The sequence below is a fragment of the Tolypothrix bouteillei VB521301 genome, assembly GCF_000760695.4.
Classification (GTDB): Bacteria; Cyanobacteriota; Cyanobacteriia; order Cyanobacteriales; family Nostocaceae; genus Scytonema; species Scytonema bouteillei_A.
The window spans coordinates 2,261,604-2,284,938 of record NZ_JHEG04000001.1 but is presented as its reverse complement, the minus strand read 5'-3'; the positions used below and the strand labels follow the sequence as shown (position 1 = coordinate 2,284,938).

36 protein-coding genes are annotated in these 23,335 nt (G+C 43.4%); 4 read left to right on the top strand and 32 right to left on the bottom strand.

The window, feature by feature from the left end:
• Positions 1-127: 127 nt before the first annotated feature.
• The 3 genes from HC643_RS09290 to HC643_RS09280 all read left to right on the top strand — a co-directional run bounded on the left by HC643_RS09290 (position 128) and on the right by HC643_RS09280 (position 3,683).
• On the top strand, positions 128-487 hold the full coding sequence (locus HC643_RS09290) for a response regulator (RefSeq protein WP_202048707.1): 360 nt from the start codon (positions 128-130) through the stop codon (positions 485-487).
• A 23-nt stretch (positions 488-510) separates the two neighbouring features.
• The gene (locus HC643_RS09285) at positions 511-2,694 is read left to right on the top strand and encodes an AAA-like domain-containing protein (RefSeq protein WP_038080723.1); all 2,184 of its coding nucleotides are present in this window, start codon (positions 511-513) and stop codon (positions 2,692-2,694) included.
• Between the two features lie 116 nt (positions 2,695-2,810).
• The gene (locus tag HC643_RS09280) at positions 2,811-3,683 is read left to right on the top strand and encodes an ABC transporter permease (RefSeq protein ID WP_408019871.1); all 873 of its coding nucleotides are present in this window, start codon (positions 2,811-2,813) and stop codon (positions 3,681-3,683) included.
• A 50-nt stretch (positions 3,684-3,733) separates the two neighbouring features.
• On the opposite strand, the gene HC643_RS09275 is transcribed toward HC643_RS09280, so the two are convergent.
• Both HC643_RS09275 and HC643_RS09270 read right to left on the bottom strand, forming a co-directional pair.
• Positions 3,734-4,234: a hypothetical protein gene (locus HC643_RS09275; RefSeq protein WP_038080720.1), complete on the bottom strand. Its 501-nt coding sequence runs from the start codon at positions 4,232-4,234 to the stop codon at positions 3,734-3,736.
• A 268-nt stretch (positions 4,235-4,502) separates the two neighbouring features.
• Positions 4,503-4,850 carry a helix-turn-helix domain-containing protein gene (locus tag HC643_RS09270; protein WP_038080873.1) on the bottom strand — a complete coding sequence of 116 codons (348 nt, stop codon included), beginning with the start codon at positions 4,848-4,850 and terminating at the stop codon, positions 4,503-4,505.
• A 196-nt stretch (positions 4,851-5,046) separates the two neighbouring features.
• Between HC643_RS09270 and HC643_RS09265 the strand changes: the two genes are divergently transcribed.
• Complete coding sequence (locus tag HC643_RS09265) at positions 5,047-5,487, top strand: hypothetical protein (RefSeq protein ID WP_038080719.1); 441 nt, start codon at positions 5,047-5,049, stop codon at positions 5,485-5,487.
• A 107-nt stretch (positions 5,488-5,594) separates the two neighbouring features.
• Here the strand turns inward: HC643_RS09265 and prfA are convergent, their stop codons facing one another.
• The 30 genes from prfA to rplD all read right to left on the bottom strand — a co-directional run bounded on the left by prfA (position 5,595) and on the right by rplD (position 23,281).
• On the bottom strand, positions 5,595-6,689 hold the full coding sequence (prfA, locus tag HC643_RS09260) for a peptide chain release factor 1 (protein WP_038080718.1): 1,095 nt from the start codon (positions 6,687-6,689) through the stop codon (positions 5,595-5,597).
• 106 nt (positions 6,690-6,795) lie between these two features.
• Positions 6,796-7,035, bottom strand: coding sequence for a 50S ribosomal protein L31 (rpmE, locus tag HC643_RS09255; RefSeq protein ID WP_038080717.1), 240 nt, complete (start codon positions 7,033-7,035; stop codon positions 6,796-6,798).
• A 120-nt stretch (positions 7,036-7,155) separates the two neighbouring features.
• Positions 7,156-7,572 carry a 30S ribosomal protein S9 gene (gene rpsI, locus HC643_RS09250; RefSeq protein ID WP_038080715.1) on the bottom strand — a complete coding sequence of 139 codons (417 nt, stop codon included), beginning with the start codon at positions 7,570-7,572 and terminating at the stop codon, positions 7,156-7,158.
• Positions 7,573-7,577: 5 nt separating this feature from the next.
• The gene (gene rplM / locus HC643_RS09245; RefSeq protein ID WP_038080713.1) at positions 7,578-8,030 is read right to left on the bottom strand and encodes a 50S ribosomal protein L13; all 453 of its coding nucleotides are present in this window, start codon (positions 8,028-8,030) and stop codon (positions 7,578-7,580) included.
• An 81-nt stretch (positions 8,031-8,111) separates the two neighbouring features.
• Positions 8,112-8,939 (bottom strand): tRNA pseudouridine(38-40) synthase TruA, encoded by an 828-nt coding sequence (gene truA, locus HC643_RS09240; protein ID WP_038080712.1) that lies wholly within the window; start codon positions 8,937-8,939, stop codon positions 8,112-8,114.
• Positions 8,940-9,007: 68 nt separating this feature from the next.
• Positions 9,008-9,358 (bottom strand): 50S ribosomal protein L17, encoded by a 351-nt coding sequence (rplQ, locus tag HC643_RS09235; protein ID WP_038080710.1) that lies wholly within the window; start codon positions 9,356-9,358, stop codon positions 9,008-9,010.
• 93 nt (positions 9,359-9,451) lie between these two features.
• Positions 9,452-10,399, bottom strand: coding sequence for a DNA-directed RNA polymerase subunit alpha (locus tag HC643_RS09230; protein WP_038080871.1), 948 nt, complete (start codon positions 10,397-10,399; stop codon positions 9,452-9,454).
• 330 nt (positions 10,400-10,729) lie between these two features.
• Entirely contained in the window at positions 10,730-11,128 is a 399-nt protein-coding gene (gene rpsK, locus HC643_RS09225; RefSeq protein WP_017748890.1) for a 30S ribosomal protein S11, read from the bottom strand.
• Between the two features lie 48 nt (positions 11,129-11,176).
• On the bottom strand, positions 11,177-11,557 hold the full coding sequence (gene rpsM, locus HC643_RS09220; protein ID WP_017748889.1) for a 30S ribosomal protein S13: 381 nt from the start codon (positions 11,555-11,557) through the stop codon (positions 11,177-11,179).
• Positions 11,558-11,713: 156 nt separating this feature from the next.
• The gene (gene rpmJ, locus HC643_RS09215) at positions 11,714-11,827 is read right to left on the bottom strand and encodes a 50S ribosomal protein L36 (protein ID WP_072040794.1); all 114 of its coding nucleotides are present in this window, start codon (positions 11,825-11,827) and stop codon (positions 11,714-11,716) included.
• Between the two features lie 370 nt (positions 11,828-12,197).
• A complete protein-coding gene (gene infA, locus HC643_RS09210; protein WP_006276978.1) occupies positions 12,198-12,422 on the bottom strand; it encodes a translation initiation factor IF-1 in 225 nt (74 codons plus the stop codon).
• Between the two features lie 238 nt (positions 12,423-12,660).
• Entirely contained in the window at positions 12,661-13,215 is a 555-nt protein-coding gene (locus HC643_RS09205) for an adenylate kinase (RefSeq protein ID WP_038080707.1), read from the bottom strand.
• Positions 13,215-14,528: a preprotein translocase subunit SecY gene (gene secY / locus HC643_RS09200; RefSeq protein ID WP_038080706.1), complete on the bottom strand. Its 1,314-nt coding sequence runs from the start codon at positions 14,526-14,528 to the stop codon at positions 13,215-13,217. Before secY ends, HC643_RS09205 begins: the two co-directional genes overlap by 1 nt.
• Positions 14,529-14,658: 130 nt before the next feature.
• Positions 14,659-15,102, bottom strand: coding sequence for a 50S ribosomal protein L15 (rplO, locus tag HC643_RS09195; protein WP_038080705.1), 444 nt, complete (start codon positions 15,100-15,102; stop codon positions 14,659-14,661).
• Positions 15,103-15,203: 101 nt separating this feature from the next.
• Complete coding sequence (rpsE, locus tag HC643_RS09190) at positions 15,204-15,731, bottom strand: 30S ribosomal protein S5 (protein WP_038080704.1); 528 nt, start codon at positions 15,729-15,731, stop codon at positions 15,204-15,206.
• A gap of 84 nt (positions 15,732-15,815) precedes the next feature.
• Positions 15,816-16,178 (bottom strand): 50S ribosomal protein L18, encoded by a 363-nt coding sequence (rplR, locus tag HC643_RS09185; protein ID WP_038080703.1) that lies wholly within the window; start codon positions 16,176-16,178, stop codon positions 15,816-15,818.
• A gap of 2 nt (positions 16,179-16,180) precedes the next feature.
• On the bottom strand, positions 16,181-16,726 hold the full coding sequence (gene rplF, locus HC643_RS09180; protein ID WP_038080702.1) for a 50S ribosomal protein L6: 546 nt from the start codon (positions 16,724-16,726) through the stop codon (positions 16,181-16,183).
• A gap of 128 nt (positions 16,727-16,854) precedes the next feature.
• Positions 16,855-17,256 (bottom strand): 30S ribosomal protein S8, encoded by a 402-nt coding sequence (rpsH, locus tag HC643_RS09175; RefSeq protein WP_038080309.1) that lies wholly within the window; start codon positions 17,254-17,256, stop codon positions 16,855-16,857.
• A gap of 20 nt (positions 17,257-17,276) precedes the next feature.
• Positions 17,277-17,825, bottom strand: a complete 549-nt coding sequence (gene rplE, locus HC643_RS09170) for a 50S ribosomal protein L5 (protein ID WP_038080306.1) — start codon at positions 17,823-17,825, stop codon at positions 17,277-17,279.
• 131 nt (positions 17,826-17,956) lie between these two features.
• Complete coding sequence (rplX, locus tag HC643_RS09165; RefSeq protein ID WP_038080303.1) at positions 17,957-18,310, bottom strand: 50S ribosomal protein L24; 354 nt, start codon at positions 18,308-18,310, stop codon at positions 17,957-17,959.
• On the bottom strand, positions 18,310-18,678 hold the full coding sequence (gene rplN, locus HC643_RS09160; protein ID WP_038080300.1) for a 50S ribosomal protein L14: 369 nt from the start codon (positions 18,676-18,678) through the stop codon (positions 18,310-18,312). The genes rplX and rplN overlap by 1 nt, the downstream gene beginning before the upstream one ends.
• 38 nt (positions 18,679-18,716) lie before the next feature.
• Complete coding sequence (gene rpsQ, locus HC643_RS09155) at positions 18,717-18,977, bottom strand: 30S ribosomal protein S17 (protein WP_038080296.1); 261 nt, start codon at positions 18,975-18,977, stop codon at positions 18,717-18,719.
• A 6-nt stretch (positions 18,978-18,983) separates the two neighbouring features.
• Positions 18,984-19,214, bottom strand: a complete 231-nt coding sequence (rpmC, locus tag HC643_RS09150; protein ID WP_038080293.1) for a 50S ribosomal protein L29 — start codon at positions 19,212-19,214, stop codon at positions 18,984-18,986.
• Between the two features lie 3 nt (positions 19,215-19,217).
• Positions 19,218-19,649: a 50S ribosomal protein L16 gene (rplP, locus tag HC643_RS09145; RefSeq protein ID WP_038080290.1), complete on the bottom strand. Its 432-nt coding sequence runs from the start codon at positions 19,647-19,649 to the stop codon at positions 19,218-19,220.
• Positions 19,650-19,746: 97 nt separating this feature from the next.
• On the bottom strand, positions 19,747-20,532 hold the full coding sequence (gene rpsC, locus HC643_RS09140; protein ID WP_038080287.1) for a 30S ribosomal protein S3: 786 nt from the start codon (positions 20,530-20,532) through the stop codon (positions 19,747-19,749).
• Positions 20,533-20,553: 21 nt separating this feature from the next.
• The gene (gene rplV, locus HC643_RS09135; protein ID WP_038080286.1) at positions 20,554-20,919 is read right to left on the bottom strand and encodes a 50S ribosomal protein L22; all 366 of its coding nucleotides are present in this window, start codon (positions 20,917-20,919) and stop codon (positions 20,554-20,556) included.
• Positions 20,920-21,079: 160 nt separating this feature from the next.
• A complete protein-coding gene (gene rpsS, locus HC643_RS09130) occupies positions 21,080-21,358 on the bottom strand; it encodes a 30S ribosomal protein S19 (protein ID WP_038080283.1) in 279 nt (92 codons plus the stop codon).
• A gap of 103 nt (positions 21,359-21,461) precedes the next feature.
• Complete coding sequence (rplB, locus tag HC643_RS09125) at positions 21,462-22,325, bottom strand: 50S ribosomal protein L2 (protein WP_038080280.1); 864 nt, start codon at positions 22,323-22,325, stop codon at positions 21,462-21,464.
• Between the two features lie 4 nt (positions 22,326-22,329).
• A complete protein-coding gene (locus HC643_RS09120) occupies positions 22,330-22,656 on the bottom strand; it encodes a 50S ribosomal protein L23 (protein WP_202048600.1) in 327 nt (108 codons plus the stop codon).
• Positions 22,649-23,281 carry a 50S ribosomal protein L4 gene (gene rplD, locus HC643_RS09115; RefSeq protein WP_038080277.1) on the bottom strand — a complete coding sequence of 211 codons (633 nt, stop codon included), beginning with the start codon at positions 23,279-23,281 and terminating at the stop codon, positions 22,649-22,651. Before rplD ends, HC643_RS09120 begins: the two co-directional genes overlap by 8 nt.
• Positions 23,282-23,335: the final 54 nt, after the last annotated feature.

Sequence of the window (23,335 nt, the reverse complement as noted above, 5' to 3'; positions counted from 1 at the left end):
GCCCGATCTTTGCAGACCAGAATCTTTGTTTCCCCATAAAATAATGTAAGAGAGTTTAGGAAACTTAGTTTTTAATCTCTACATATTTTGCTCATTTAGTCAATGATTTAAGTCATAGATGAAAATAATGATTGTAGACGACGAACAAGATGTAAAACTGCTATTTCAGCAAAAATTTAGGAGGGAAAGCAGACAAAACCAAATTACCTTCTATTTTGCTTTCTCAGGAGAAGAAGCACTAGAGCAATTACAAAATAATCGTACTAAATGTCTATCTCTAGTTCTAGCAGATATTAATATGCCTGGAATGAATGGGTTAGAACTACTCAAAATTATAAAAGAAAGATTTCCCGATCTAAAAGTATTTATAATTACTGCTTATGATGATGACAAGAATTATCGAGCAGCAAAAAAATTGGGCGCAGATGATTACATTACAAAACCAATTGAATTTAACAAACTTAAGGAAAAAATCTTGAGTTTATAAAACATCCCAATTGGGAAAAAATTATGACAGCAAAAATATTAGTTGTGGATGACGAACCCGATTTAGAACTCCTACTTCGTCAGGTATTTAGAAAAAAAATTCGAGAAAAAAATTTTCAATTATTTTTTGCCCAAAATGGTTTGCAAGCACTAGAAAAACTGGAAGCAGAACAAGATATAGATATTGTCTTAACCGATATCTATATGCCAGAAATGGACGGTCTTGCTTTGCTGACTAAACTAAGCGAGTTGTACCCACTCGTCAAAGCAGTTATTATCTCCGCCTATGGGGATCTTGAAAAAATCAGAACCGCGATGAACCGAGGGGCTTTTGACTTCCTGACAAAGCCAATTAATTTTCAAGATTTAGAAATTACTACCAACAAAACTCTACAACACGTACAGAGGATGAAAGCAGCGCGAGAACAAGAAATGTTCGCACAAAAAGCCCAAGCAGAACTATTAACTCGCCTGCAAGCCGAAGTTGTAGAACGTCAGCGAGTAGAAGTTGCCTTGCGTGAAAGTGAGGGGAGGCTAGCTCAATTTTTAGAAGCTGTCGCGGTCGGTATATTTGTGATTGATGCCACCGGACAGCCTTACTACGCCAATCAAACTGCCCAAAGAATTTTGGGGAAAGGAGTTGAAGTTACAACCAAAACACCTCAACTACCTCAAATATACAACGCTTACCTTGCTGGAACCGAACAACTATACCCCACAGAACAACAGCCCATTATTCGAGCGCTCAACGGTGAAACCACAACTGTTGACGATCTTGAAATTCGTCAATTAGATAACATTATTCCTCTAGAAGTAGCCGCAACTCCAATTTATAACGAAAAAGGTGAAGTTGTTTATGCTATTGCTGCCTTCACTGACATCACCCAACGCCAACAAGCAGAAGCAGAACGATCTCGATTTACTCAAGAACTTGCGCTGAATAATATCGCTTTGCAAAAGGCTAAAGATGCCTTAGCAGAGTCTAATCGGACTTTAGAACAAAAAGTGGAAGAGCGCACAAGAGAACTTTCTCAAACATTGGAAATTTTGAAAGCTACTCAAGCTGAACTTGAATTTGAAAATGCTTTATTAAGAAGTACGGAGGATACCTCAGGTTTTGATTATCAAGTTGGCGGTAGTTTGCCAATGGATGCTCCCACTTATGTGGTACGTTCTTCAGATCGCTATCTTTATAAAGCGTTAAAACGTGGAGAGTTTTGTTACATACTGAACACCCGGCAAATGGGTAAGTCAAGCCTTATGGTACGCATGCTGAACCGCTTGCAAACTGAAGGTTTTGCTTGTGCGGCAATTGACATTACTCGACTTGGCGTAGAAGAAGTCACTCCAGTTCAATGGTACAAGGGATTGGCGGTGGAGTTGTGGCAAAATTTTGATTTGATGGGAAAAGTAAATTTAAAAGCTTGGTGGAAAGAGCAACAGGATTTGTCACCCTTTCAGTGCTTGAGTCGGTTTATAGAGGAGATCGTATTATCTCAAGTTCAAAGCAAGCATATTTTTATTTTTATAGATGAAATTGATACTGTTTTGGGTTTAAATTTTCCAGTCAATGACTTTTTTGCTCTAATTCGCTTTTGCTACAACCAACGCAGCATTAATGCCAAGTATAAAAGATTAACCTTTGCTTTATTTGGAGTTGCAACTCCCTCTGATTTGCTGAGCGATCCCCAACGAACCCCCTTTAATATTGGTCAAGCAATTCAACTCAATGGTTTTCAGGAGCATGAAGCCCAACCTTTATTACAAGGACTTGCGGAGAAAGTTAGCAATCCGCAAGTTCTTTTAAAAGAATTGCTAGCATGGACAAACGGTCAACCTTTCCTCACGCAAAAGATTTGTCATCTGATCCGTTCTTCTTGCTCTTGCGTTCCCACCAATCAAGAAGCGCAATGGATAGAAACTTTGGTGCGAACTCAGGTGATAGAGAATTGGGAATCTCAGGATGAACCAGAACATTTAAGAACAATTCGCGATCGCATTCTTAACAGCAAGCAAAACACTCTGCGCCTTCTAGCACTTTATCGACAAATTCTACACTCTGGAACGGTTGCTTCAGTGGACAGCCCGGAGGAAAAGGAATTAATCTTGTCAGGGCTAGCGATCAAGCAACGGGGTTGCTTAAAAGTTCACAATCGTATTTATGAATTAATTTTTAATGAAAGTTGGATTACCTTACACGGTGGGTGAGCTATCGGATCTTTTCCTTGCACTGCAAGTAGCTCTATTTTCTGACTTCCAGACTAAACTAAATAAGTTCGTGAAAAATTGTCGATCGGCTTGTGACCACTCAAACCTCAAATCAAATTGCCAAAGCCCCAAAATTTCGTCGTCCTTGGTTGGACTTCCTACAACCATTGATACTGCTTGCACCATCTGGACTTTGGTTGTTGCTTTTGTTAGTACTGCCAACACTTATTATTTTTGAGTTAAGTTTAGTACCAAATATCAGACCTGGAGAAATAGTCAACCCTCGAAATCTCTACAACTACATCCGAATACTCGATCCCCTGTACCTGCAAGTTATGGTGCGATCGCTTGATTTGGCTATAAAGTCCACAATTATTTGTTTGATCTTTGGTTTTCCTGTTGCGTATTGGATTGCTCAGATCGCACCGTCTCGCTGGCGCAACTTGCTGCTCATTGGTTTTGTTTTACCTTTATGGACTTCTTCCCTGCTTCGCTCTTATGCTTGGATTACAATTCTCCGTCCCACTGGATTACTCAACAGCATACTGAGTACTATAGGTTTACCCACTATAGATATACTTAACCGCAATCCTGCAGTGCTAATTGGTATGAGCTATAGCTTATTACCCTACATGGTTTTAATTTTATATGCAGCCCTAGAAAAATTAGATAAACGTTTATTAGAAGCAGCCGCCGATTTAGGAGCAAATCCCATACAAACCTTTTTGAAAATCACAGTTCCTCAAACTTTAACTGGAATTGCTGCGAGTTCTTTTCTCGTATTTATCACTGCATTCGGTGATTTCATCAATCCAGAATTACTGGGCGGAGCTTCTAGCATGACAGCAGCACGGCTAGTCTACAATCAGTTCCTCGGTCCCACTCAAAATTGGGGATTTGGTTCTGCTTTAAGTACGACAATTATTTTGGTTGTGAGTCTTGTTATTGCTCTTTTGATTAAATTTGGTGATGCTACACCAAGAAGATAAGGGTTAGTCGTTAGTCGTTAGTGAAACAACTAACGACTAACCACCAACCACTAACCACTAACCTTTTCCCGTTCGCAACCATCTCGAATGGTACACAGCTCGGTTTTCGATATACCTAAAATTCTAGAGAGCGGTGCTAATAAACTATCATCTACTGGTTCTCCAGCGTAAATACTATTCAGTTCTACAGGCGATAACTTAAAAGTATCGCAGAATTTAACAAACTCTTGATTGTTCAAATCAAGTTCTAGTTGTCTCTCGCCAAGTAAAGTTGCGATCGCTCTCGTTCCATGTTTGGGACGTTCGCTCATTTTTATGTATTTTTTCATTAAGTCTTTTACTTGGCTGAGTTCACCACCCGACTGTTTGATTAATTCAGCACAAGCTATTTTTAGAGCTTTTTTTAAAATTTCATCTTCATTTAAAACCTTTAACACTTCGTCAGCAAATTCTTGTTTTAAGAGTCCTGCAAGGGAGCCTTTATAGTGAAATGGTAGGTAAGTTTCGCTAGCATCTAATTGCCAATCCAATGGTTCTTTACGTAATGACATAGGTGCACCTTATACACAGATTTTGTTCTATCTTGAATCCACCAAGATGATGAGAACCATATGCTATTTAGCCCCAACACTCAAAAAATGAGAAAGGGGATAGCTACAGTCATCTTTTGATGACAGAAAAATAGTTTCATTCTGTTTTAACCCAAGTTTTGCTTTTATGTCATCAAAAGTGACAGCACTATTCGTTGAAAGTATTTATTACTTCTTACCCCGCTTTTGTCAATCCTGCAGAGGTTTAAATTGCTCAACTAGCCTTAGGTCAATCGCTTAAAGCCTCAGCCGCCGCAGCCAATCGCGCCGCCCCAGCTTGCACGATCTGAGCGACTTGGGTCAGAGGCATGTGATTAATTTGTCTGAGAATTAAGTTGACATCAGAAGTTTCTGTGACTGATTTCCCTTCCAAACAGCAAAGAAGTTCTTCTAGCGTATATCCTGCTCTCGCTGCAATTTGAGCTAAATTTTCTGTGTCTGGTACCTTAACGCCTTTTTCCCACATTTGAACAGCAGTAGCAGAAACACCCAAAAGCTTGCCAAACGCCCGTTGGCTCATTGAACCACGAGCCAGCTTGATAATTTCTACCAGTTTCTGTCTGCTTTCTGTGTTCACTGCTGCTTGGCTAACCAACTGTAACTACAAGTCTATTTGCATAATAACCAGTTTATTTGTCTGTTGACATCCTCATTATTTAGCAGTACACTTCTACCTGAGTTTTAAATATACAACTTAAGTTGTCAATCAAAGACTGGGTGCGATAAAACGACTTGGTCTACAGGTTTGTTTGTCTGTAGGATGAAAATACGTCATGCATCAGCGATCGCACAAGACTCACAAGAAATATCGCCGCAAAGGTCAAAGCTTAATCGCTTCTAATAAAATTAAACCAGAAGAATGGGAAATTTCCAATGCCGAAGCCAAACACGCTTTGAAGGCACAAGGCTGCAAAGTTAAAGAAATTAAAAAAATTCGTTGTTTAAAGCATCAAGTGTGTATATCTTATTGGGATGAAAAAGGTGGCGTTTGTAGTGGATTCTTCAGCTACCGGATTTTTACAAAGTGGCAAGTGGAAGTGGAAAAGTTAGTTAATGCTTGTCAAAGCTTAAAGGAATGGGTTTTGCTCGATCGCATCATGAAGTACGAATTCGCTTGCTATCCATATCTCAAGGATATGGAAGATGTACTTAGAAACGCATTAAAAAACTGCTTGTATATTTTGGAAACATCCGTGCTACTACAAGCAGTTTGATGAAGGGGCAAGGAGGCCCCTCAGATAATATCTCGTTTCCAGGCTGCCCCCACCGAATCGAGGTGATACCAAGTCTCTACTGCCTCTCAAAATCAACAGGCAGACCACTAATTAGTAGCAGAGGCTAATTCCGCTAAACGCTCTTGCTGATCTTGAGAGATACAAGCTTGAATAACGTATTCAATTTCCCCTTCTAGGAAGGTATTGAGCGAGTAGTTTTCACCCAATCTATGATCGGTAACACGGTTATCTTTATAGTTGTACGTGCGGATCTTTTCAGAACGCGAACCAGTTCCTACTTGGCTTCGCCGCATGGAAGTGACAGCTTCTTGCTGTTCGCGTAACTTCATTTCATACAGCTTTGCTCTGAGGATCTGCATGGCGCGTTCTTTGTTTTGTAACTGGCTGCGTTCTTCCGTACAGAAAATACGAATACCAGTAGGCTTGTGGAACAAATCAACAGCTGTTTCCACCTTGTTGACGTTTTGTCCGCCTGCACCGCCAGATCGAGCCGTTGTTAATTCAATCTCCTTGGGATCGATGTGGATTTCTACATCATCCACCTCTGGCATAACTGCCACAGTAGCGGTAGAAGTGTGAACTCGTCCTCCAGCCTCCGTGACTGGTACGCGCTGTACGCGATGTACCCCAGCTTCAAATTTAAGCTTGCTGTAGACGTTATCACCCTGAATCTCTAGAATAGCTTCTTTGAAACCGCCCATTTCAGCCAAGGACTCACTGACCATTTTTACGCGCCAACCTTGGCTGTCAGCATAGCGCGAGTACAATCGTACTAAATCTCCCGCCCAAATACTGGCTTCATCACCACCAGTACCGGCACGAATTTCCAGCATAATGTTTTTGTCATCATTTGGATCGCGGGGCAGTAGCAATATTTTTAGACGATTTTCTAATTCTTCTACTTTCTGCTCGAGTTCATCGACTTCCAAAGCTGCCATTTGTTGCATCTCTGGATCGCCTTGAGCTTCTTTTAACACCTGACGCGCCCCTATTAAGTCTTCCTGCGCTTTTTTCCAGATGTCATACGTTTCTACAACTTCTTCTAACGATGAGCGTGCCTTAGCGATCTTTTGATACTCATCAGGATTTTTAGCAGTATCGGGATCGGCAAGACGACGAGTCAATTCATTAAACGTTTGTTCAACTGACTTGAGTTTCTCCAGAAGATATATTTCAGCCATGACGGGTTCAGTCACTCCTTCAAAAATAGCAAATTGGCTTGAGCATTAGATACGACAAATCGACCCAGCCAGCGCAGGGTCGTCGTTAAAAGCTAAAGCCAGCCCGCTACTTTTTGCGTTTGCTGCTGGTAGTTTGACCTTCCATCATGCCGTACTTTCTCATGAAGCGCTCTACGCGACCTTCAGTGTCGATAATCTTCTGAGTTCCAGTGTAGAAAGGATGGTTTCCCGACCAAACATCTACGTGCAACTCTGGCTTAGCAGCGCCTACAGTCATAACAAGTTGACCGTTGCAGTAAACTTTGGCTTCAGGATACCACTGAGGATGAATTCCTTGTTTAGCCATTTTCTCTTCCGTGGTTGATATATATACATTATATTGCCAAAAAGCTAATTGCTATTTGCTAATTGCCAGCTACAACCCGAACCATTAGCTATTAGCCATTAGCCATTAGCCAATCTTCCATTATCGCTTCGAGTACTGAGGTGCTTTGCGAGCTTTGTGCAAACCGTACTTTTTGCGCTCTTTGGCTCTGGGGTCGCGAGTCAGATACCCTTCGCTTTTCAAAGGTGAACGGTTATCGGGATCGAGTTGGCACAAAGCACGAGCAACTCCCAAGCGAACAGCATCCGACTGTCCGGTTAAGCCACCGCCCTCAGCTTTCACGAGGATGTCGTATTCGTTTTCCAAACCTAGAGTTTCTAAGGGCGCTTTAGCAACTGCGAGGTAATTGGCGTTGAACTGGAAGTAAAGATCTCCAGGTTTGCCATTTACAATCAATTGTCCGGTACCGGGAACCAAACGAACTCTTGCGATTGCGGATTTCCGACGACCTGTACCCCAGTACATGGCACGCCCGCTGTTAGTGTCTGTTGCTTGCATGAATATTATTCTCCTGGAATTGTCTGAATCTTTAACTCTTTGGGTTGCTGTGCTGCATGGGGATGAGTGGGTCCAGCATACACTTTTAGCTTGGTAAACAGCTGGCGACCCAAACTATTCTTAGGTAACATACCTTTAATAGCATGCTCTACAATCCGTTCTGGCAAACGCTGTTGCAGCTTATCAAAGCTTTCTGTCTTCATACCACCCGGACGTCCGGAGTGACGTTTGTAAACTTTTTGAGTGCGTTTTTTACCTGTGACGGCTATTTTCTCAGCATTGATAACAATGACAAAGTCACCTGTATCCATATGAGGAGTATATTCGGGTTTATTTTTTCCTCTAAGAATCATGGCAACTTCGGTAGCAAGGCGACCAAGGCGTTGGTCAGCCGCATCTACTACATACCAATTGTGCTGAAGTGTTTTCTGGGGAGGAAGGAAAGTTTTGTTAGTCATTGGTGGTTAGTTGTTAGTTGTTAGTTGTTAGTTGTTAGTTGTTAGTTGTTAGTTGTTAGACTAACTACTATCTAATAACCACTAACTAAATACAAATTTTGGTTGAGTATCAAACCAAATTTCTGGAGGAAAGGGAAAATGTGGATAGCCCACTCGCAACAAACATAAACCTTGGGAAGGCGCAGCGTGTTTCACTTCTTCACGCCGTTCGTATTTCCATAGGTCAGTAAAGTTTTCTGGTGTTCGCTGTCCTGAACCTACTTGTACTAGCATCCCTACTAACAGCCGCACCATGCCATATAAAAATCCATTTGCTTGAATTTCTACGTGCAGAAACGGTCCATTGCGATAGCACTCCGCAGCTTGTATATCTACCCAGGAGTGCTTTCGTGCTGAATTTGCTCGATGAAAAGCAGCTAGGTGATGATGCCCAATGAGCGGTTTTAATGCCGCTTGCATCAATGATTCATCCAAGGGCTCAATATAATAATGCCAACTTACAGCGCTGGCAAACAAGTTCGGCAATCCTTCAGTATATAACGTATAACGATATCTTCGGTAGATGGCACTAAAGCGAGCGTGCCAACCATCATTAACCTCTGCTGAAGCCCGAATCAATATATCTTTGGGCAAATAACTGTTGAGGATAACTGCCCACTTACAAGCTGGAATTGGACTGGTGACATTGAAGTGGGCGACTTGAGCCGCAGCATGAACTCCAGCATCAGTTCGCCCAGCGCCATGAAGTGTTACCGGAGAACCCAGTACAGTCGCGATCGCTTTTTCTATCTCTTCTTGAACGGTTCTTTGTTGTGGTTGCCTTTGCCACCCATGAAAATGAGTACCCAGGTATTGAATGACCAGGGCGACTCGATAAGTTCTTGTTTTAAGCTGGTGGCTGTTTGGCATAACGATCGACTCAGGTAAGAAGGATGAAGTATAAAATTAATTTTTTATCTTTCATCCTTTATCCTTTATTAAACCAATTCAATGATTGCCATTTGAGCATTATCACCCCGACGAGGAACGGTGTGTAAAACTCTTGTGTAACCACCTTGACGATTTGCATACCGAGTGGGGGCTTGTTCAAACAGAGCGCGAACCAATTCTTTGTCATATATATAACCAAGGGCTTGGCGGCGTGCTGCTAGGGAACCATCTTTAGCTAGGGTAATCATTTTGTCCACCTCGGAACGCAATACCTTAGCTCGGATTAAGGTAGTAGTGATTCGTCCGTGACGGATCAGTTCGGTAGTGAGCGATCGCAACAAAGCGCGACGCTGGTCGGCTGGTTTGCTAAGTTGTTTTACTCGACAACGGTGGCGCATAATCTTTGTTAGTTGTTAGTTGGTTGGTGACTAATAGCTAATGGCTAGCGACTAATAGAGTAATTAGCTATTAGCTATTAGCCATTAGCAATTTTAAGGATGTTTGGAAGCTCTTTCAGTTGGTAAGGTAATTCCCAAGCGTCGCTGTAAGGCTTCAACTACCTCTTCAGCAGACTTTTGACCAAAGTTTTTGATTTCTAATAGGTCTTCTTGAGTGTAATCTAATAAGTCGGCAACAGAGTTAACCTGTGCTCGCTTGAGACAGTTATAAGCTCTGACTGAAAGTTGTAATTCTTCAATAGGAATTTGAGCGGTGGGATCGTCTGGAATGTCAGTAGCTGTGTCTGTTGGTTCCAGCGAAATATCTTTTAATGGATTGAATAGGTCTACCAAAATACCAGCAGCGCCTGAAAGGGCTTCTTGTGGAGTCAGGCTTCCGTTTGTACATACTTCTATCAACAAACGGTCTTTTGGTATCCCATTATCTCCACGAGTTTCTTCTACACTGTAATTAACCTTCCGCACTGGCATAAATACCGAATCAATTTGAAGAAAGTCCAAAGACGTAGCTTCTTCACGACCTCTTTCGACAGTGCGATATCCCTTACCTCTTTCAATCCGAAATTCCATTTCCAACTTCCCACCTTCAGCAACAGTAGCCACATATTGGGTGGGATCGATTGCTTCTACTTCACTGGGTAAATCGAAGTGTGATACTGTGACTGTTGCCGGACCTGTAACTAGCACTCGACCAATTTGGGGTTGAGAGGAGTAGCTTTTGAGGACAACTTCCTTCATTTTCATGAGGATTTCCAAAACATCTTCCCTAACGCCCGGAACGGTAGCAAACTCGTGTGAAACGCCTGCAATTCTGACTGCTGTTACTGCTGTCCCTTCTAAGTTAGAAAGTAAAACCCTTCTTAAGGCATTGCCGACTGTAGTTCCTTGACCCCGTTCTAGGGGTTCTAAGACAAATCTACTGGCTTGACCTCTATTTTCTTCAGTATTAGATTCTACACACTCTATTTGAAATTGTGCCACGGAGTAGCCTCCCTTATTGTCGAGTCCTGTAAGAGGGGCAATCAAATTGCCTCCACAAACACTTGGTTGTAGCGGAAATTTTCTTCACCAGTGTTTAAGGTTAGGCAGCCCCTTCTAAAGGTCTGCCTTCCCAAATTTATTTTTTGCCTTGAGCTACGGTGAAATTTTGAGGCTTCCAAATAGCTAACAGGCGCTAGTCATATGTCGTTTACTATATTGCTGGTTTGAATTTGCACTTCTTGAGTGCTAGCTCAAAGTTCACGACTCTCTTCACGATCGCAAGCGCAATCCCGAGTGGAAGTGGATAGTCCTCTTCAAAGGCTATCGCTCTTACACGCGGCGACGCTTGGGTGGACGGCAACCATTGTGAGGAATTGGCGTAATATCTCTAATGAGAGTAATCTCCAGCCCTGCTCCTTGAAGTGCTCGGATAGCTGTTTCTCTACCTGCTCCCGGACCACTAACCATCACCTCTATCTGGCGCATTCCCTGATCGATGGCTCGGCGTGCTGCACTTTCTGCCGCTGTTTGTGCGGCAAAGGGAGTTCCCTTTTTGGCTCCTTTGAAGCCACTAGATCCAGCACTTGCCCATGACACAACATCTCCGTTTGAGTCGGTAATGGTGACAATGCTATTGTTAAAGGTAGACTGGATGTAAGCAACCCCATTCGGGACATTACGTTTTTGCTTCTTACTACCTGATTTTTTGTTACTTTGTTGTCGCGCCATATCGCTGTGATTTTTTGTGAATTGCTGTAGATAAGCGTAAGTAAAGAATTACTTAGCAGGAGCCTTTTTCTTACCCGCAACTGTCTGCCTTCTCCCCCGCCGAGTTCTGGCATTAGTACGAGTTCTTTGCCCTCTGACTGGTAAACCCATGCGGTGGCGACGCCCCCGATAAGTCCCGATGTCAACCAGGCGCTTGATATTCATTGCTTCCCAGCGCCTTAAGTCACCCTCTACTTGATAGTTACTTTCTATCTCGCCCCTTAAGGCTGCTATATCAGCATCACTCAGTTCCTTAACACGGGTGTCGGGGTTAACACCTGTTGTTGCTAAAATCTCTTTGGAACGAGATAGTCCAATTCCGTAGATGTAGGTTAGACCTATCTCAACACGCTTGTCTCGTGGAAGGTCTACTCCGGCAATACGTGCCACAATTGTCTCCCTCTTTGTCAGTTATCTATTACTCAGTCATTTACTTAACAGCTAGCCAGTGTCAGTCTGTTATCTATCGTCACTGGTGAGTCTGGGGAAAGCAGGCGGGTCTCCTGCTGCGAAGATCGGAATAACCCTGAGGGTTACCGATCGCTGTTACCCTTGACGTTGCTTGTGCTTGGGGTTGGAACAAATCACCATGACACGACCACGACGTCTGATCACGGTACATTTTTCACAAATTTTCTTGACGGATGCTCTTACTTTCATGGTGTTAATTTTGACTCCAAATAGAAAATTATAACATATAATGGGAATTTATGCAGTGAGATACATCTAAAACCCAATTTTTCTGTTTGTGGTAATATTTTCTACAAGTGTTAGGTTATTCACTCAAGAGGAGATTTTCCTTTGGTAACTTGTGTCCCCACTCCACTTTGACACGAGCGATCGCTTTTAAAATTTTCAGAAAACTCAGGTAGCCTCTAACTAGGATATAGCCTAAAATATGGGAAGCATTTTTAGATTATCCCAAAAACTGTCACCTCAGTAGGGTAACCGTCGCAGTTGTGTAACAAAAATTGCATCTTAAGCGATAAAGTAACTGAAATTATCCAAGAGCAAAAATTGTTTGTTCGGTCTACTTCTTCCGAAGTCGATAAGTGATTCTACCCTTTGTCAAGTCGTAGGGTGTCAGTTCCACTTTGACGCGATCTCCAGGTAGAATTTTGATATAGTTACGACGGATCTTGCCAGAAATGTGGGCAAGAACGTTAAATCCATTATCAAGGTCTACACGGAACATGGCGTTGGGAAGGGACTCGGTAACCGTACCTTCCATTTCAATTAGATCTTGTTTAGACAAGTTTTTTCCTCAACTCAACAGTCTCCTCTTCAGTCTTTCAGACGCAACTAGGATGCCTCTAGTGTGCAGAAGAACATATTTTGGAGAATATATCAACAGTTCATTAATATATCTTATCCAAGATTTACACTCATTTGCTTGCGAGAAGATTGGGAATTGGGTATGGGGAATCGGGCATTGCTAAAAGTTATTCGGTATGCAATTGCCCATAGCCCATAGCCCCTAACTCCTAGCCGATTTACGAAACAACGATTTTTTTCAACTCAGCGGTGACTTCTTCTGGAGACTGATTGCCATTGACTGAAAGCAGGATATTGCGATCGCTGTAAAAATCAATTAGAGGAGACGTTTCGGAACGGTAAACATCCAAACGATGACGTATCACTTCTGCGGTGTCATCTTTTCTGCCCCGTTCTAGCAATCGAGAAATCACAATTTCATCTGGGACTTCGAGATTGATTGCTCTTTCTCCTCCTTGCTGGTGTTTTTGCAGCAATTGCTCCAAGAAAACAGCTTGATTAACAGTACGGGGAAAGCCATCAAGAATCCAACCTGACTGAGTATCAGGCTGAGCGAGACGTTCCTCAATCAAATCCTCAATAAGTTTATCGGGAACTAAATCCCCCTTATCGAGATAACTTTGAGCTTTTACACCCAAAGGAGTTTGGTCTTGAACTGCTTGACGTAATATATCACCCGTAGAAATATGGGGAAGATCGCACTCCTGAGCTAAAGTTTTCGCTTGAGTTCCTTTTCCTGCCCCTGGCGGTCCCAAGAAGATTAATCGCGTCACTATTGTTTCACCATTCCTTCATAGCGCTGAGAAATAACGTAGGTTTGGATTTGCTTAGACGTATCAATTGCTACACCTACTAGAATCAGTAAAGAGGTAGCACCCAAGCCTCTAAAAGTCGGGACACCCAAAGCACTTTCAACGGCAGTAGGGATAATTGCAACTAAGCCTAAGAAGATTGCTCCCAAAAAAGTTAGCCGATTGACCACTCGTTCGATGTACTCACTTGTTGCCTTACCCGGACGAATACCGGGGACGCTAGAACCCATTTTTTTCAAATTCTGTGCTACATCTACCGGATTAAGAATCAGCGAAGAATAGAAATAGCTAAAGAACACGATAGAAACGAGGTAAACAAGAGCGTAAACCCAAGATCCGGAAGCACCAGGAACAAGATAAGTGTTAACAATCCTTGAATATTGTGGATTATTAATGAAATTTTGAACCAACAGTGGCAAACTCAAAATAGCAGCAGCAAAAATGATTGGCATCACGCCCCCTTGATTGAGACGTAGGGGTAGATAGCTGCGCTGTTCTGCAAAAAGTTTCCGACCAACTTGACGGCGTGCGGAAATAATTGGGATGCGGCGGATTCCTTCTTGTACGAAGACAATACCAACAATTGTGGCTAGAAAAAGCAGCAGCAACACAATAACACGACCAGCGATTTCCCGACCGCCAGTTTGCACAAAATCGATAGTATCACCTAAAGCTTTTGGCAGTGTTGCCACAATGTTGACAAAAATCAACAAAGATGCGCCATTTCCCACGCCCCGTTCTGTTATCAGTTCTGACGCCCACATAACAAACATAGAACCTGCTGTGAGGGCGAGAGCTGTCTCAATAACAAAAATGGGTCCGTAGTTTTGGGCAAAAGGTTTGAGCCAGAAAGCCGCTAAAAAAGAACTTTGAATAATTGCCCAAACAAGAGACACGTATCGAGTCACTTGAGAAATCTTGCGCCGTCCTGCTTCACCTTCATTTTTCTGTAAGTTTTCTAAAGCAGGAATGGCAGCAGTGAGCAATTGGATAATAATCGAAGCATTGATGTATGGCAAAATACCTAAGGCAAAGACTCCCAAAGCTGAAAGTCCGCCTCCGGAAAAGATATCCAAAAAGCTTAATATCTGGTTATTACCTTGAAGGGCTTGGGCAAATTCTTGTCTGTTAATTCCTGGAATGGGCAAATGTATACCCAAGCGAATCAACAATAGAATACCCAGCGTGACAAGCAGCCGACCTCTCAGCCCTGCCGCTTGTGCCATCTGCATAAAAGTTTCTTGAGCCGTTGGGGCTTTTTCTCGACCGAGCATAGAAGGCTACCTTTGAAGTATGAAAAATGAAGTATGAAGTGTGAAGTTATGAAGTATGAAGTACGAACTTTGAAGTATAAAAAGTATAATTTTTTTCATTCTTTATCCTTCATTCTTCATCCTTCATCATTCAGATCACTTCGCAACTTCCACCTGCTGCCTCAATTTTGGTACGTGCTGTACCTGTAAACGCTGCTGCTTTGACTGTGAGTGGAATGCCCAACTCCCCATTTCCCAGAATTTTTAAGGAACCTTTAGAGGCAGTTAGAATACCTGCTTCTTTCAGAGATTCCAGTGTGACTTCTGAGTTTGGGGGTAGAACAGCAAGCTTTTCTACATTAATCGTAGTGTAAATTTTACGATTAACGAGGGGAAACCCCTTCAATTTCGGAATACGGCGGTATAATGGCTGCTGACCACCTTCAAAACCAGGTCGAGTGCTGCGTCCGGAACGTGCGTTTTGACCGCGCATACCTTTACCAGCGCTTGCGCCTTGACCTGCAGCAACACCTCTACCCAAACGGCGACCGCGTTTTTTAGATCCCTTTTGGGGACGAACATCATTTAGTCTCATAAGCCAAACTTCTTTAAAGTTTAAGTCGTCAGGTTTGCTAATAGCTCATAGCTAATGGCTAATAACAGCAAATCAATTAGCTAATAGCTAACTGCTATTAGCTATGAAATGTATAAATTTTCAACAGGGATGCCTCGGTCTTCAGCAACTTCTGCAAAAGTACGCAGGGTAGATAGAGCGTTGACAGCCGCTCTGGCGTTATTTAGAGGGTTGTTAGAACCAAGTTGTTTTGCTAGAACGTTACGAACGCCTGCCAATTCCAACACTGTCCGAACTGCACCACCTGCAATTACACCAGTACCTGGTGCTGCAGGACGCATGATCACTTGTGCGCCACCACCGGTTCCATTGATGGGGTGAGGGATGGAATTGGATTTGGTGATGGGGATATCAATCAGGTGTTTTTTGCCGTCAGCGACACCTTTTTTCACAGCACCAATAACGTCTGACGCTTTGCCGACTCCCACACCGACTTGACCGCGTTCGTTACCTACAACAACGATCGCTCGGAAGCTCAGTTTTTTACCTCCTTTAACGACCTTGCTCACGCGTCGGATCTGGATCACTCGCTCTTGCCAGTTAGTTTCTTCCTTCTTTGCCCGGTTGGTTTTACGACGATTTGTTGCCATTGTTTATACCTCTTATAAATTGTTAATTGCTAAAAAGCTAACTGTATTTTGCTATTAGCCATTAGCTATTAACCATTAGCAAATTTAAAAATCCAAACCAGCTTCACGGGCTGCTTCAGCAAGAGCTTTAACGCGTCCGTGATAAAGGTTTCCTCCACGGTCAAAGACAACTTTGGTTATTCCTTTGGACAAAGAACGAGATGCAATTAACTTCCCTACTTCTGTGGAAGCGTTGCAGTTTCCACCCGAAGACAATTTAGATTTCAATTCTGGTTCTACAGTTGATGCTGCTACCAAAGTATGATGTTGTGTGTCGTCAATCACCTGAACATAAATATGTTGGTGAGAGCGAAATATAGCTAACCTCGGACGTTCGGGAGTTCCATTGACTTTACCGCGAATGCGTCTTTGGCGACGTTCTCTTGATTCTCTGCGAGTACTCTTCATATTTACTTCTTACCCTTACCAGTCTTACCAGCTTTACGTCTGACGGCTTCGCCGGCATAACGAATACCCTTACCTTTATAAGGTTCTGGTGGACGAACATCGCGAATTTTAGCTGCAATGTTGCCTACCACTTCTTTGTCATAACCACTGACAATAACGTTGGTGTTGTTCTCAACAGCAAACTGTATTCCTTCTGGGGGAGCAATTTGTACCTGATGGCTGTAGCCCATGTTCAAAACTAAGGTACGACCTTGAACGGCTGCTCGATAACCAACCCCTTGAATTTCCAAACGGCGTTGAAAACCTTGAGAAACTCCCTCAACCATGTTGGAAACCAAAGTACGGGATAAACCGTGCATTTGGCGAGATACGCGGGAATCATCCCGACGATTCACCTGCAGTACTTCTCCCTCTTGGGAAAGGGACACTTGGGTAGGTAATTCGCGAGAAAGTTCCCCTTTTGGTCCTTTAACAACTACCTTTGTGCCATTAACAGTCACTTCTACTTTTGCAGGAATTTTAATTGGTCGTTTACCAATTCGAGACATAACTTTTTATCCTTTGTTTGATTGCTAATTGCTAATTGTTCTTGTTAAGTGCTATTAGCCATTAGCTATTAGCTATTAGCTATTAGCTATTAGCTATTAGCCATTAGCCATTAGCCATTAGCAAATAACTACCATACATAGCAAAGTACTTCTCCACCTAAGTTTTGACGCCGTGCTTCCCGGTCCGTCATAATACCGCTAGATGTGGAAATAATAGCAATGCCAATACCGCCGAGTACTCTTGGTAGCTCTTTTTTATTGGAGTAAACTCGCAAACCTGGTTTGCTCACCCGCTTTAAGGAAGTAATTAGGGGTTGGCGATTTTTACCCTTGTATTTTAAGGAGATTGTGAGTTCGCGCTTAACGCCTTCTCCCACTTCTTCAAAATCAGAAATAAAACCTTCTTCACGCAGCACTTTTGCAATGCTGCGAGTCATCTTTGTGGATGGCACGTGAGTTGTTTGATGCCGCGCCATGTTGGCATTGCGAATGCGCGTCAGCATATCTGCAATTGTGTCGTTTACCGCCATCTTTTCCTCTTTAAATCAACTTATTGCTCGCGAAAAGGCATTCCCATTTCTTTTAGTAAAGCTCGACCTTCTTCATCATTTTTTGCTGTGGTAATGATGGAAATGTCCATACCACGAATTTGATCGATGCTGTCGTACTCCACTTCCGGAAATATCAATTGCTCTCTAACACCTAAAGTGTAATTACCCCGACCATCAAAGCTTTTAGGGCTAATACCGCGAAAGTCACGAATTCTTGGTAGTGTCAGGTTGATCAAACGGTCAAGGAAGGCGTACATCCGTTCGCCTCTAAGGGTGACCATAATGCCTACAGGCATACCTTGACGAATTTTGAAGCCTGCGATCGCTTTTTTAGCTCGGGTCACTACAGGTTTTTGTCCGGTAATGAGTGCAATTTCGCTTAACGACGCTTCTAATGCTTTAGCATTTTGAGATGCTTCCCCTAAACCTCGGTTGACAGTCACTTTAATCAACTTTGGTACTTGATGAATGTTTGTGTATTCAAACTGCTTCATCAGTTTGGGGACTATAGTCTCTTGGTATACAGTTTTCAGTCTTGGTACTGCCATAGTCTTTTGTCCTTAATCTCCCTGGGCTTGGTCAGGGAATACTTGAATGGTGAATGATGAATGCTGAATGCTGAATTATGAATTCAATGAAATCTTTAATAATTCATAATTCATAATTCATAATTCATAATTTATTGATCGATGATTTCACCAGTTTTCTTTAGCATTCTAACTTTCTTGCCTTCAGCAGTGAAAGTGTAGCAAACACGACTGGCGACGTTTTGCTTGGTGGAATAAAGCATGACGTTAGAACTGTGGATGGGGTATTCCTGGTTGACAATGCGACCGGATTCGCCTTCCTGCTGTGGTTTAACGTGCTTTGTCTTAATGTTGACACCTTTGACGATGACTTTGCTTTCTTGGGGGAGTGCTTTGATAATTTCACCCACTTTGCCCTTGTCTTTTCCGGCTATCACCTGTACGGTGTCTCCGGTTTTGACATGCATTTTATAGAATTTGGGCTTTTCCTTCTTTTTGGTTGCCATTACAGCACCTCCGGAGCCAAAGAAACGATTTTGGTAAAGTTTTTGTCACGAAGTTCCCGCGCTACGGGACCAAAGACGCGAGTTCCTTTGGGGTTACCGTCTTTGTTAATAATAACTGCGGCGTTGTCGTCAAAGCGAATGCTCATCCCACTGTCTCTACGTATGCTGTGGCGAGTGCGAACAATCACTGCTTCTACAACGTCAGACTTTTTGACAGCCATGTTGGGAATTGCGTCTTTAACAACAGCAATAATTTTATCGCCCACAAAGCCATAACGGCAGTTACCCGCACCTAAAACGCGGATGCACATCAATTTGCGAGCACCGCTGTTGTCTGCGACATTGAGGTAAGTCTGGGTTTGAATCACTGTTTATCTCCCTTTTTGTGCTGTTAGCTATCTAACAACTATTTAGTTAACTCAGCGTTCTTGGTGGTTAGGATTTCAGTGACTGTCCAGCGCTTAGTTTTACTGAGGGGTCTAGTTTCCTGAATCCGAACGCGATCGCCTATTTTGCACTTATTTTCTTCGTCGTGTGCTTTGTACCGTCTGGTTTTAACGACAATTTTGCCGTATTTGGGGTGGGGAGAGCGGTTTTCTACGGCGACGACAACCGTTTTTTGCATTTTGTCGCTCACAACCAAGCCCACTCGTTCTTTTACTGCCATACTTTCCTACTCTGCTTCACTCTTTGCTTGACTGACAGAAGCCCGCTTGCGCTCGTGTTCTACTGTAAGTAATTGAGCTAGGCGGTGTCGGGCGTGTCTGAATTGGTGGGGTTTTTCCAACTGTCTGGTAGCTTTTTGCAAGCGCAGTTGAAACAGTTGTTTTTTAACTGCGATAATTTCTTGAACCAATTGTTCGTCAGTTAATTCTCTTGCTTCTGATATTTTAGGAAGAGCCATAACTTACACCTGCTGCTGTTGCTCTTCTTCAGAGCGTTTGATGAATTTAGTTTTAATGGGCAACTTATAAGCCGCCAGTCTCATTGCTTCACGAGCAATTTCTTCTGATACACCAGCAATTTCAAATAAAATTCTGCCTGGTTTTACGACAGCTACCCAAAACTCTGGAGAACCTTTACCGGAACCCATACGTGTTTCTGCCGGACGCATGGTAACGGGTTTATCGGGGAAAATCCGAATCCAAATTTTACCGCCCCTACGGATGTAACGAGTCATTGCTCGACGAGAAGCTTCGATTTGCCGGGAGGTAATCCAAGCGGGTTCTAAAGCTTGGAGCGCAAAATCACCGAAGTTAAGGCTACTTCCGCGAGTTGCTTGTCCGGTCATCCGCCCGCGTTGTTGTTTGCGGAATTTAGTTCTTCTTGGACTTAACATGAGGAAGAAATTATGAATTATGAATTATGAATTATGAATTATGAATTGTGAATTGTGAAGCAAGATCGTGTCTGATTCATCATTCAGCATTCATCCTTCATCCTTCATTAGAACGGTCTTCAAATTGTTGGCGACGGCGATTTTGACGTCTAGAAGGGGGACGATCCCGATCGCGGTCGCGATCGCCTCGGTCGCGGTCGCGAGTTCCTTGTGGTGGTGGAGTTTCTTCCTGTCCGGGAATAATTTCTCCTTTAAACACCCAAACTTTAATGCCAAGAATACCGTAAATGGTTTTAGCAGTGCAGTAAGAGTAGTCGATATCAGCCCGTAAGGTATGGAGGGGAACGCGACCTTCACGAGTCCACTCTGTCCGAGCAATTTCTGCACCGTTGAGGCGACCGCTCACTTGAACTTTGATACCTTGTATCCCAGCACGTTGAGCGCGTTGGATCGCTTGGCGAACGACTCTCCGGAAAGATACCCGACGTTCCAACTGTTGAGCAATGTACTCCGCAATTAGGTAAGCATCAGCATCAACTCGCTGTACTTCAACGACGTTAATACGAATCTGACGATTGCTACCTAACAGTTGTTGAAGCCCGGTTCGCAAAGCTTCGATTCCTTGTCCGCCCCGACCTACGACTACGCCCGGTCGAGCAGTGCGAACTTCTAGATCGATTTGATCGGCTTTACGCTCAATGCGAACTTCAGAAATTCCGGCGTTGTTTTGAGCAGATCTACCCAGTTTTTCTTCTATATATTTACGCAGTTTGCGATCTTCTTGAAGAAGTTCTGGATAGCGGTTGGGGTCTGCAAACCAACGGGATTGGTGCTCTTGGGTGATTCCCAAACGAAAACCGACTGGATGTATCTTCTGTCCCACAAATGCTTCCTCTTAAATTTCTTAATCTTGTGCTGCGTTGGGGTCAGCAGCTACAGCTACAGTAATGTGACACGTTGGTTTGCGAATTTGGTAAGCCCGACCTTGCGCCCTTGGTTGAAATCTTTTCAGCACCGGACCTTGATCTGCGTATGCTTGAGTAATTACCAAATCAGCTCTATTTAAGCCAGCGTTATGTTCTGCGTTAGCTGCAGCACTTCTCAGTACTTTCAGAACTGGATCGCAGGCTCGATAAGGCATGAATTCTAAAACAATAAGTGCTTCTCTATACGAGCGTCCCCGGATCTGGTCTAGTACGCGCCGCACTTTCAGGGGAGACATACGTATATAGCGGGCGATCGCTTTAACTTCAGTAGTATCAGTTGCCATAATTTTCTCCGTGAGCTAATCGCTAATTGCTAATCGCTAATTGCTAATAGCCCTATCTCCTTACAGAGACGCTAAGCGAACGGTTTCACCAGTGCTGTGGGCGCGGGAGACCCGCCTACAGCACTGGACTCACCATTAACCATTAGCCATTAGCCATTAGCTATCTACCTGATTTCTTATCACTCTTAGAGTGACCTCTAAAAGTGCGCGTGGGTGCAAATTCGCCCAATTTGTGTCCCACCATTTGGTCGCTGATAAAGATGGGAACGTGCTGGCGTCCGTTGTGAACGGCAATGGTATGACCGACCATGAGGGGTAAGATTGTTGAAGCCCGCGACCAAGTTTTAATAACTTCTTTTTTGTTGGCTTCGTTAAGTCTTTCAATTTTTTCTAGAAGGTGATCCGCAACAAAGGGACCTTTTTTTAGAGAACGACCCATAGTTCAACACTTGCTAATTGCTAATTGCTAGTTGCTAAAAAGCTAATTGCTAAAAAGCTAATTGCCATTGACTATTAGCCATTAGCCATTAGCCATTAGCTCTTTATGATTCACGTCCGCCACGTCCGCGCTTGGATGACTTACGACGGCGACGTACAATCAACTTACTGCTGGCTTTCTTTGGTTTGCGAGTCTTGAGACCCAAAGCAGGTTTACCCCAAGGAGTGACAGGACCCGATCTACCAATAGGCGCTCTACCTTCACCACCACCGTGGGGGTGATCGACTGGGTTCATCACGCTACCTCTGACTTGAGGACGGCGACCTTTCCAGCGAACTCTACCAGCTTTACCCGCACTGAGGTTTCTGGCGTCGAGGTTACCAACTTGTCCGATAGTGGCATAGCATTCCTTGCGTACCATGCGGACTTCAGTGGAAGGTAACTTGAGTGTGACGTAATTCCCTTCTTTTGCAACGACTTGAGCTGTAGCACCTGCAGCGCGAACAATTTGACCGCCTTTCCCTGGCTTTAACTCTACGTTGTGGACGCTAGTACCCAACGGAATGTTAGATAGGGGTAAAGCATTACCATCTTCAATAGGCGCAGTCGATCCGGCAATAATTGTTCTACCTACACCAACTCCATTGGGCTGTAGAATATAACGCTTTTCGCCATCTTCATATTGCAATAGTGCAATCCGCGCATTGCGGTTGGGGTCGTATTCAATAGCAATCACTTTAGCTGGAATATCACGCTTATCCCGCTTAAAATCAATAATGCGGTAAAGACGTTTGTGTCCGCCACCTCGATGACGGGTGGTGATACGTCCTTGATTGTTCCGACCTTTTGCACGATGGATCGATCTAGTTAAAGATTTTTCTGGTTCGCTTTTTGTAATTTCTGAAAAATCAGAAATTGTAACTTGGCGAGTGCTGGGGGTATAAGGGCGAAAAGAACGAGTACCCATCTTCTTAAACCTCTGGGAATAAAACTTGTCTGATCTTCTCTACATCCCCAGCTGCGACAGTAACAATGGCTCGCTTGTATTGGGGTTTGAAACCTATAAATTTACCAACACGCTTTTTCTTCCGTGGTGGTAATGCGGTATTGACTGCTTCAACTTTGACGTCAAATAAGTTTTCAATAGCCGCTTTAATTTCTGGTTTGGTTGCTTTTGGAGTCACTTCAAAAGTGTATTTATTTTGCTCCATTAAGATAGTCGCCTTTTCAGTCAAAATTGGGCGACGTATAAGATCTGGAAGCTTACGGATGTCAAACTCCTGAGGTATTTTACCCACCGTAGACCTCCTGAATCTTTCCTAAAGCTTGCGCTGTCACAACAATTTTGTCAGCATGAAGCAAATCGTAAACGTTGAGTTGATCTGCACTAATGAGTTTGAGATTTTCTACGTTACGGGCTGACAAGTATACGTTTTCTACTTGTTCCGATAAGACTAACAGAGTCTTGCTTTCTGGAGCAGCACCCCAACGGGCGATCGCACTTACCAACTCTTTTGTTTTGGGACGTTGGATTTGATCGCTAAATTCTTCTACCACAATCAAATCATCGATCCGGCTAGCAAATGCTGTTCTCAGTGCCAATTGCCGTTCTTTGCGGTTCATTTTGATTTCAAAATCTCTGGGTTTCGGTCCAAAGATGACACCACCACCGCGCCATAATGGCGAACGGATAGATCCAGCACGAGCCCGACCGGTTCCTTTTTGCCGCCAAGGTTTGCGACCGCCTCCTCGAACTTCCGAACGAGTTTTTGTACTAGCTGTTCCTTGGCGAGCATTAGTCATTTGTCTCACCAAAGCTCTATGCACGATGTGAGACGCCGTTTTTTCCTTGGCTACTTTCAAATCGAACGTTGTTTGTCCGACTTGGTCTCCTTGCCAATTTTTGACTGCACACTCAAACATTTTTTGTCCTTATATCCTTTGTCTTTTGTCCTTCGTCCTTTGTTCTTCGTCCGC

What these genes read in the sequence shown, in the direction of transcription:
- prfA (WP_038080718.1), bottom strand. Translation starts at nt 6,689, where the DNA reads ATGGCTGAAATATATCTTCTGGAGAAACTCAAGTCAGTTGAACAAACG.
- rpmC (WP_038080293.1), bottom strand. Translation starts at nt 19,214, where the DNA reads ATGGCTCTTCCTAAAATATCAGAAGCAAGAGAATTAACTGACGAACAA.
- rpsQ (WP_038080296.1), bottom strand. Translation starts at nt 18,977, where the DNA reads ATGGCAGTAAAAGAACGAGTGGGCTTGGTTGTGAGCGACAAAATGCAA.
- rplQ (WP_038080710.1), bottom strand. Translation starts at nt 9,358, where the DNA reads ATGCGCCACCGTTGTCGAGTAAAACAACTTAGCAAACCAGCCGACCAG.
- rpsK (WP_017748890.1), bottom strand. Translation starts at nt 11,128, where the DNA reads ATGGCGCGACAACAAAGTAACAAAAAATCAGGTAGTAAGAAGCAAAAA.
- rpmE (WP_038080717.1), bottom strand. Translation starts at nt 7,035, where the DNA reads ATGGCTAAACAAGGAATTCATCCTCAGTGGTATCCTGAAGCCAAAGTT.
- rpsS (WP_038080283.1), bottom strand. Translation starts at nt 21,358, where the DNA reads ATGGGTCGTTCTCTAAAAAAAGGTCCCTTTGTTGCGGATCACCTTCTA.
- rplM (WP_038080713.1), bottom strand. Translation starts at nt 8,030, where the DNA reads ATGACTAACAAAACTTTCCTTCCTCCCCAGAAAACACTTCAGCACAAT.
- secY (WP_038080706.1), bottom strand. Translation starts at nt 14,528, where the DNA reads ATGCTCGGTCGAGAAAAAGCCCCAACGGCTCAAGAAACTTTTATGCAG.
- rplV (WP_038080286.1), bottom strand. Translation starts at nt 20,919, where the DNA reads ATGGCAACTGATACTACTGAAGTTAAAGCGATCGCCCGCTATATACGT.
- rplF (WP_038080702.1), bottom strand. Translation starts at nt 16,726, where the DNA reads ATGTCTCGAATTGGTAAACGACCAATTAAAATTCCTGCAAAAGTAGAA.
- HC643_RS09275 (WP_038080720.1), bottom strand. Translation starts at nt 4,234, where the DNA reads ATGTCATTACGTAAAGAACCATTGGATTGGCAATTAGATGCTAGCGAA.
- HC643_RS09265 (WP_038080719.1), top strand. Translation starts at nt 5,047, where the DNA reads ATGCATCAGCGATCGCACAAGACTCACAAGAAATATCGCCGCAAAGGT.
- truA (WP_038080712.1), bottom strand. Translation starts at nt 8,939, where the DNA reads ATGCCAAACAGCCACCAGCTTAAAACAAGAACTTATCGAGTCGCCCTG.
- rpsE (WP_038080704.1), bottom strand. Translation starts at nt 15,731, where the DNA reads ATGGCAACAAATCGTCGTAAAACCAACCGGGCAAAGAAGGAAGAAACT.
- rpsI (WP_038080715.1), bottom strand. Translation starts at nt 7,572, where the DNA reads ATGCAAGCAACAGACACTAACAGCGGGCGTGCCATGTACTGGGGTACA.
- rplO (WP_038080705.1), bottom strand. Translation starts at nt 15,102, where the DNA reads ATGAGACTAAATGATGTTCGTCCCCAAAAGGGATCTAAAAAACGCGGT.
- HC643_RS09285 (WP_038080723.1), top strand. Translation starts at nt 511, where the DNA reads ATGACAGCAAAAATATTAGTTGTGGATGACGAACCCGATTTAGAACTC.
- rplX (WP_038080303.1), bottom strand. Translation starts at nt 18,310, where the DNA reads ATGGCAACCAAAAAGAAGGAAAAGCCCAAATTCTATAAAATGCATGTC.
- HC643_RS09290 (WP_202048707.1), top strand. Translation starts at nt 128, where the DNA reads ATGATTGTAGACGACGAACAAGATGTAAAACTGCTATTTCAGCAAAAA.
- rpsH (WP_038080309.1), bottom strand. Translation starts at nt 17,256, where the DNA reads ATGGCGGTAAACGACACAATTGCAGATATGCTGACGCGCATTCGCAAT.
- rplP (WP_038080290.1), bottom strand. Translation starts at nt 19,649, where the DNA reads ATGTTAAGTCCAAGAAGAACTAAATTCCGCAAACAACAACGCGGGCGG.
- rplE (WP_038080306.1), bottom strand. Translation starts at nt 17,825, where the DNA reads ATGGCAGTACCAAGACTGAAAACTGTATACCAAGAGACTATAGTCCCC.
- rplR (WP_038080703.1), bottom strand. Translation starts at nt 16,178, where the DNA reads ATGAAGAGTACTCGCAGAGAATCAAGAGAACGTCGCCAAAGACGCATT.
- rplD (WP_038080277.1), bottom strand. Translation starts at nt 23,281, where the DNA reads ATGTTTGAGTGTGCAGTCAAAAATTGGCAAGGAGACCAAGTCGGACAA.
- rplB (WP_038080280.1), bottom strand. Translation starts at nt 22,325, where the DNA reads ATGGGTACTCGTTCTTTTCGCCCTTATACCCCCAGCACTCGCCAAGTT.
- rpmJ (WP_072040794.1), bottom strand. Translation starts at nt 11,827, where the DNA reads ATGAAAGTAAGAGCATCCGTCAAGAAAATTTGTGAAAAATGTACCGTG.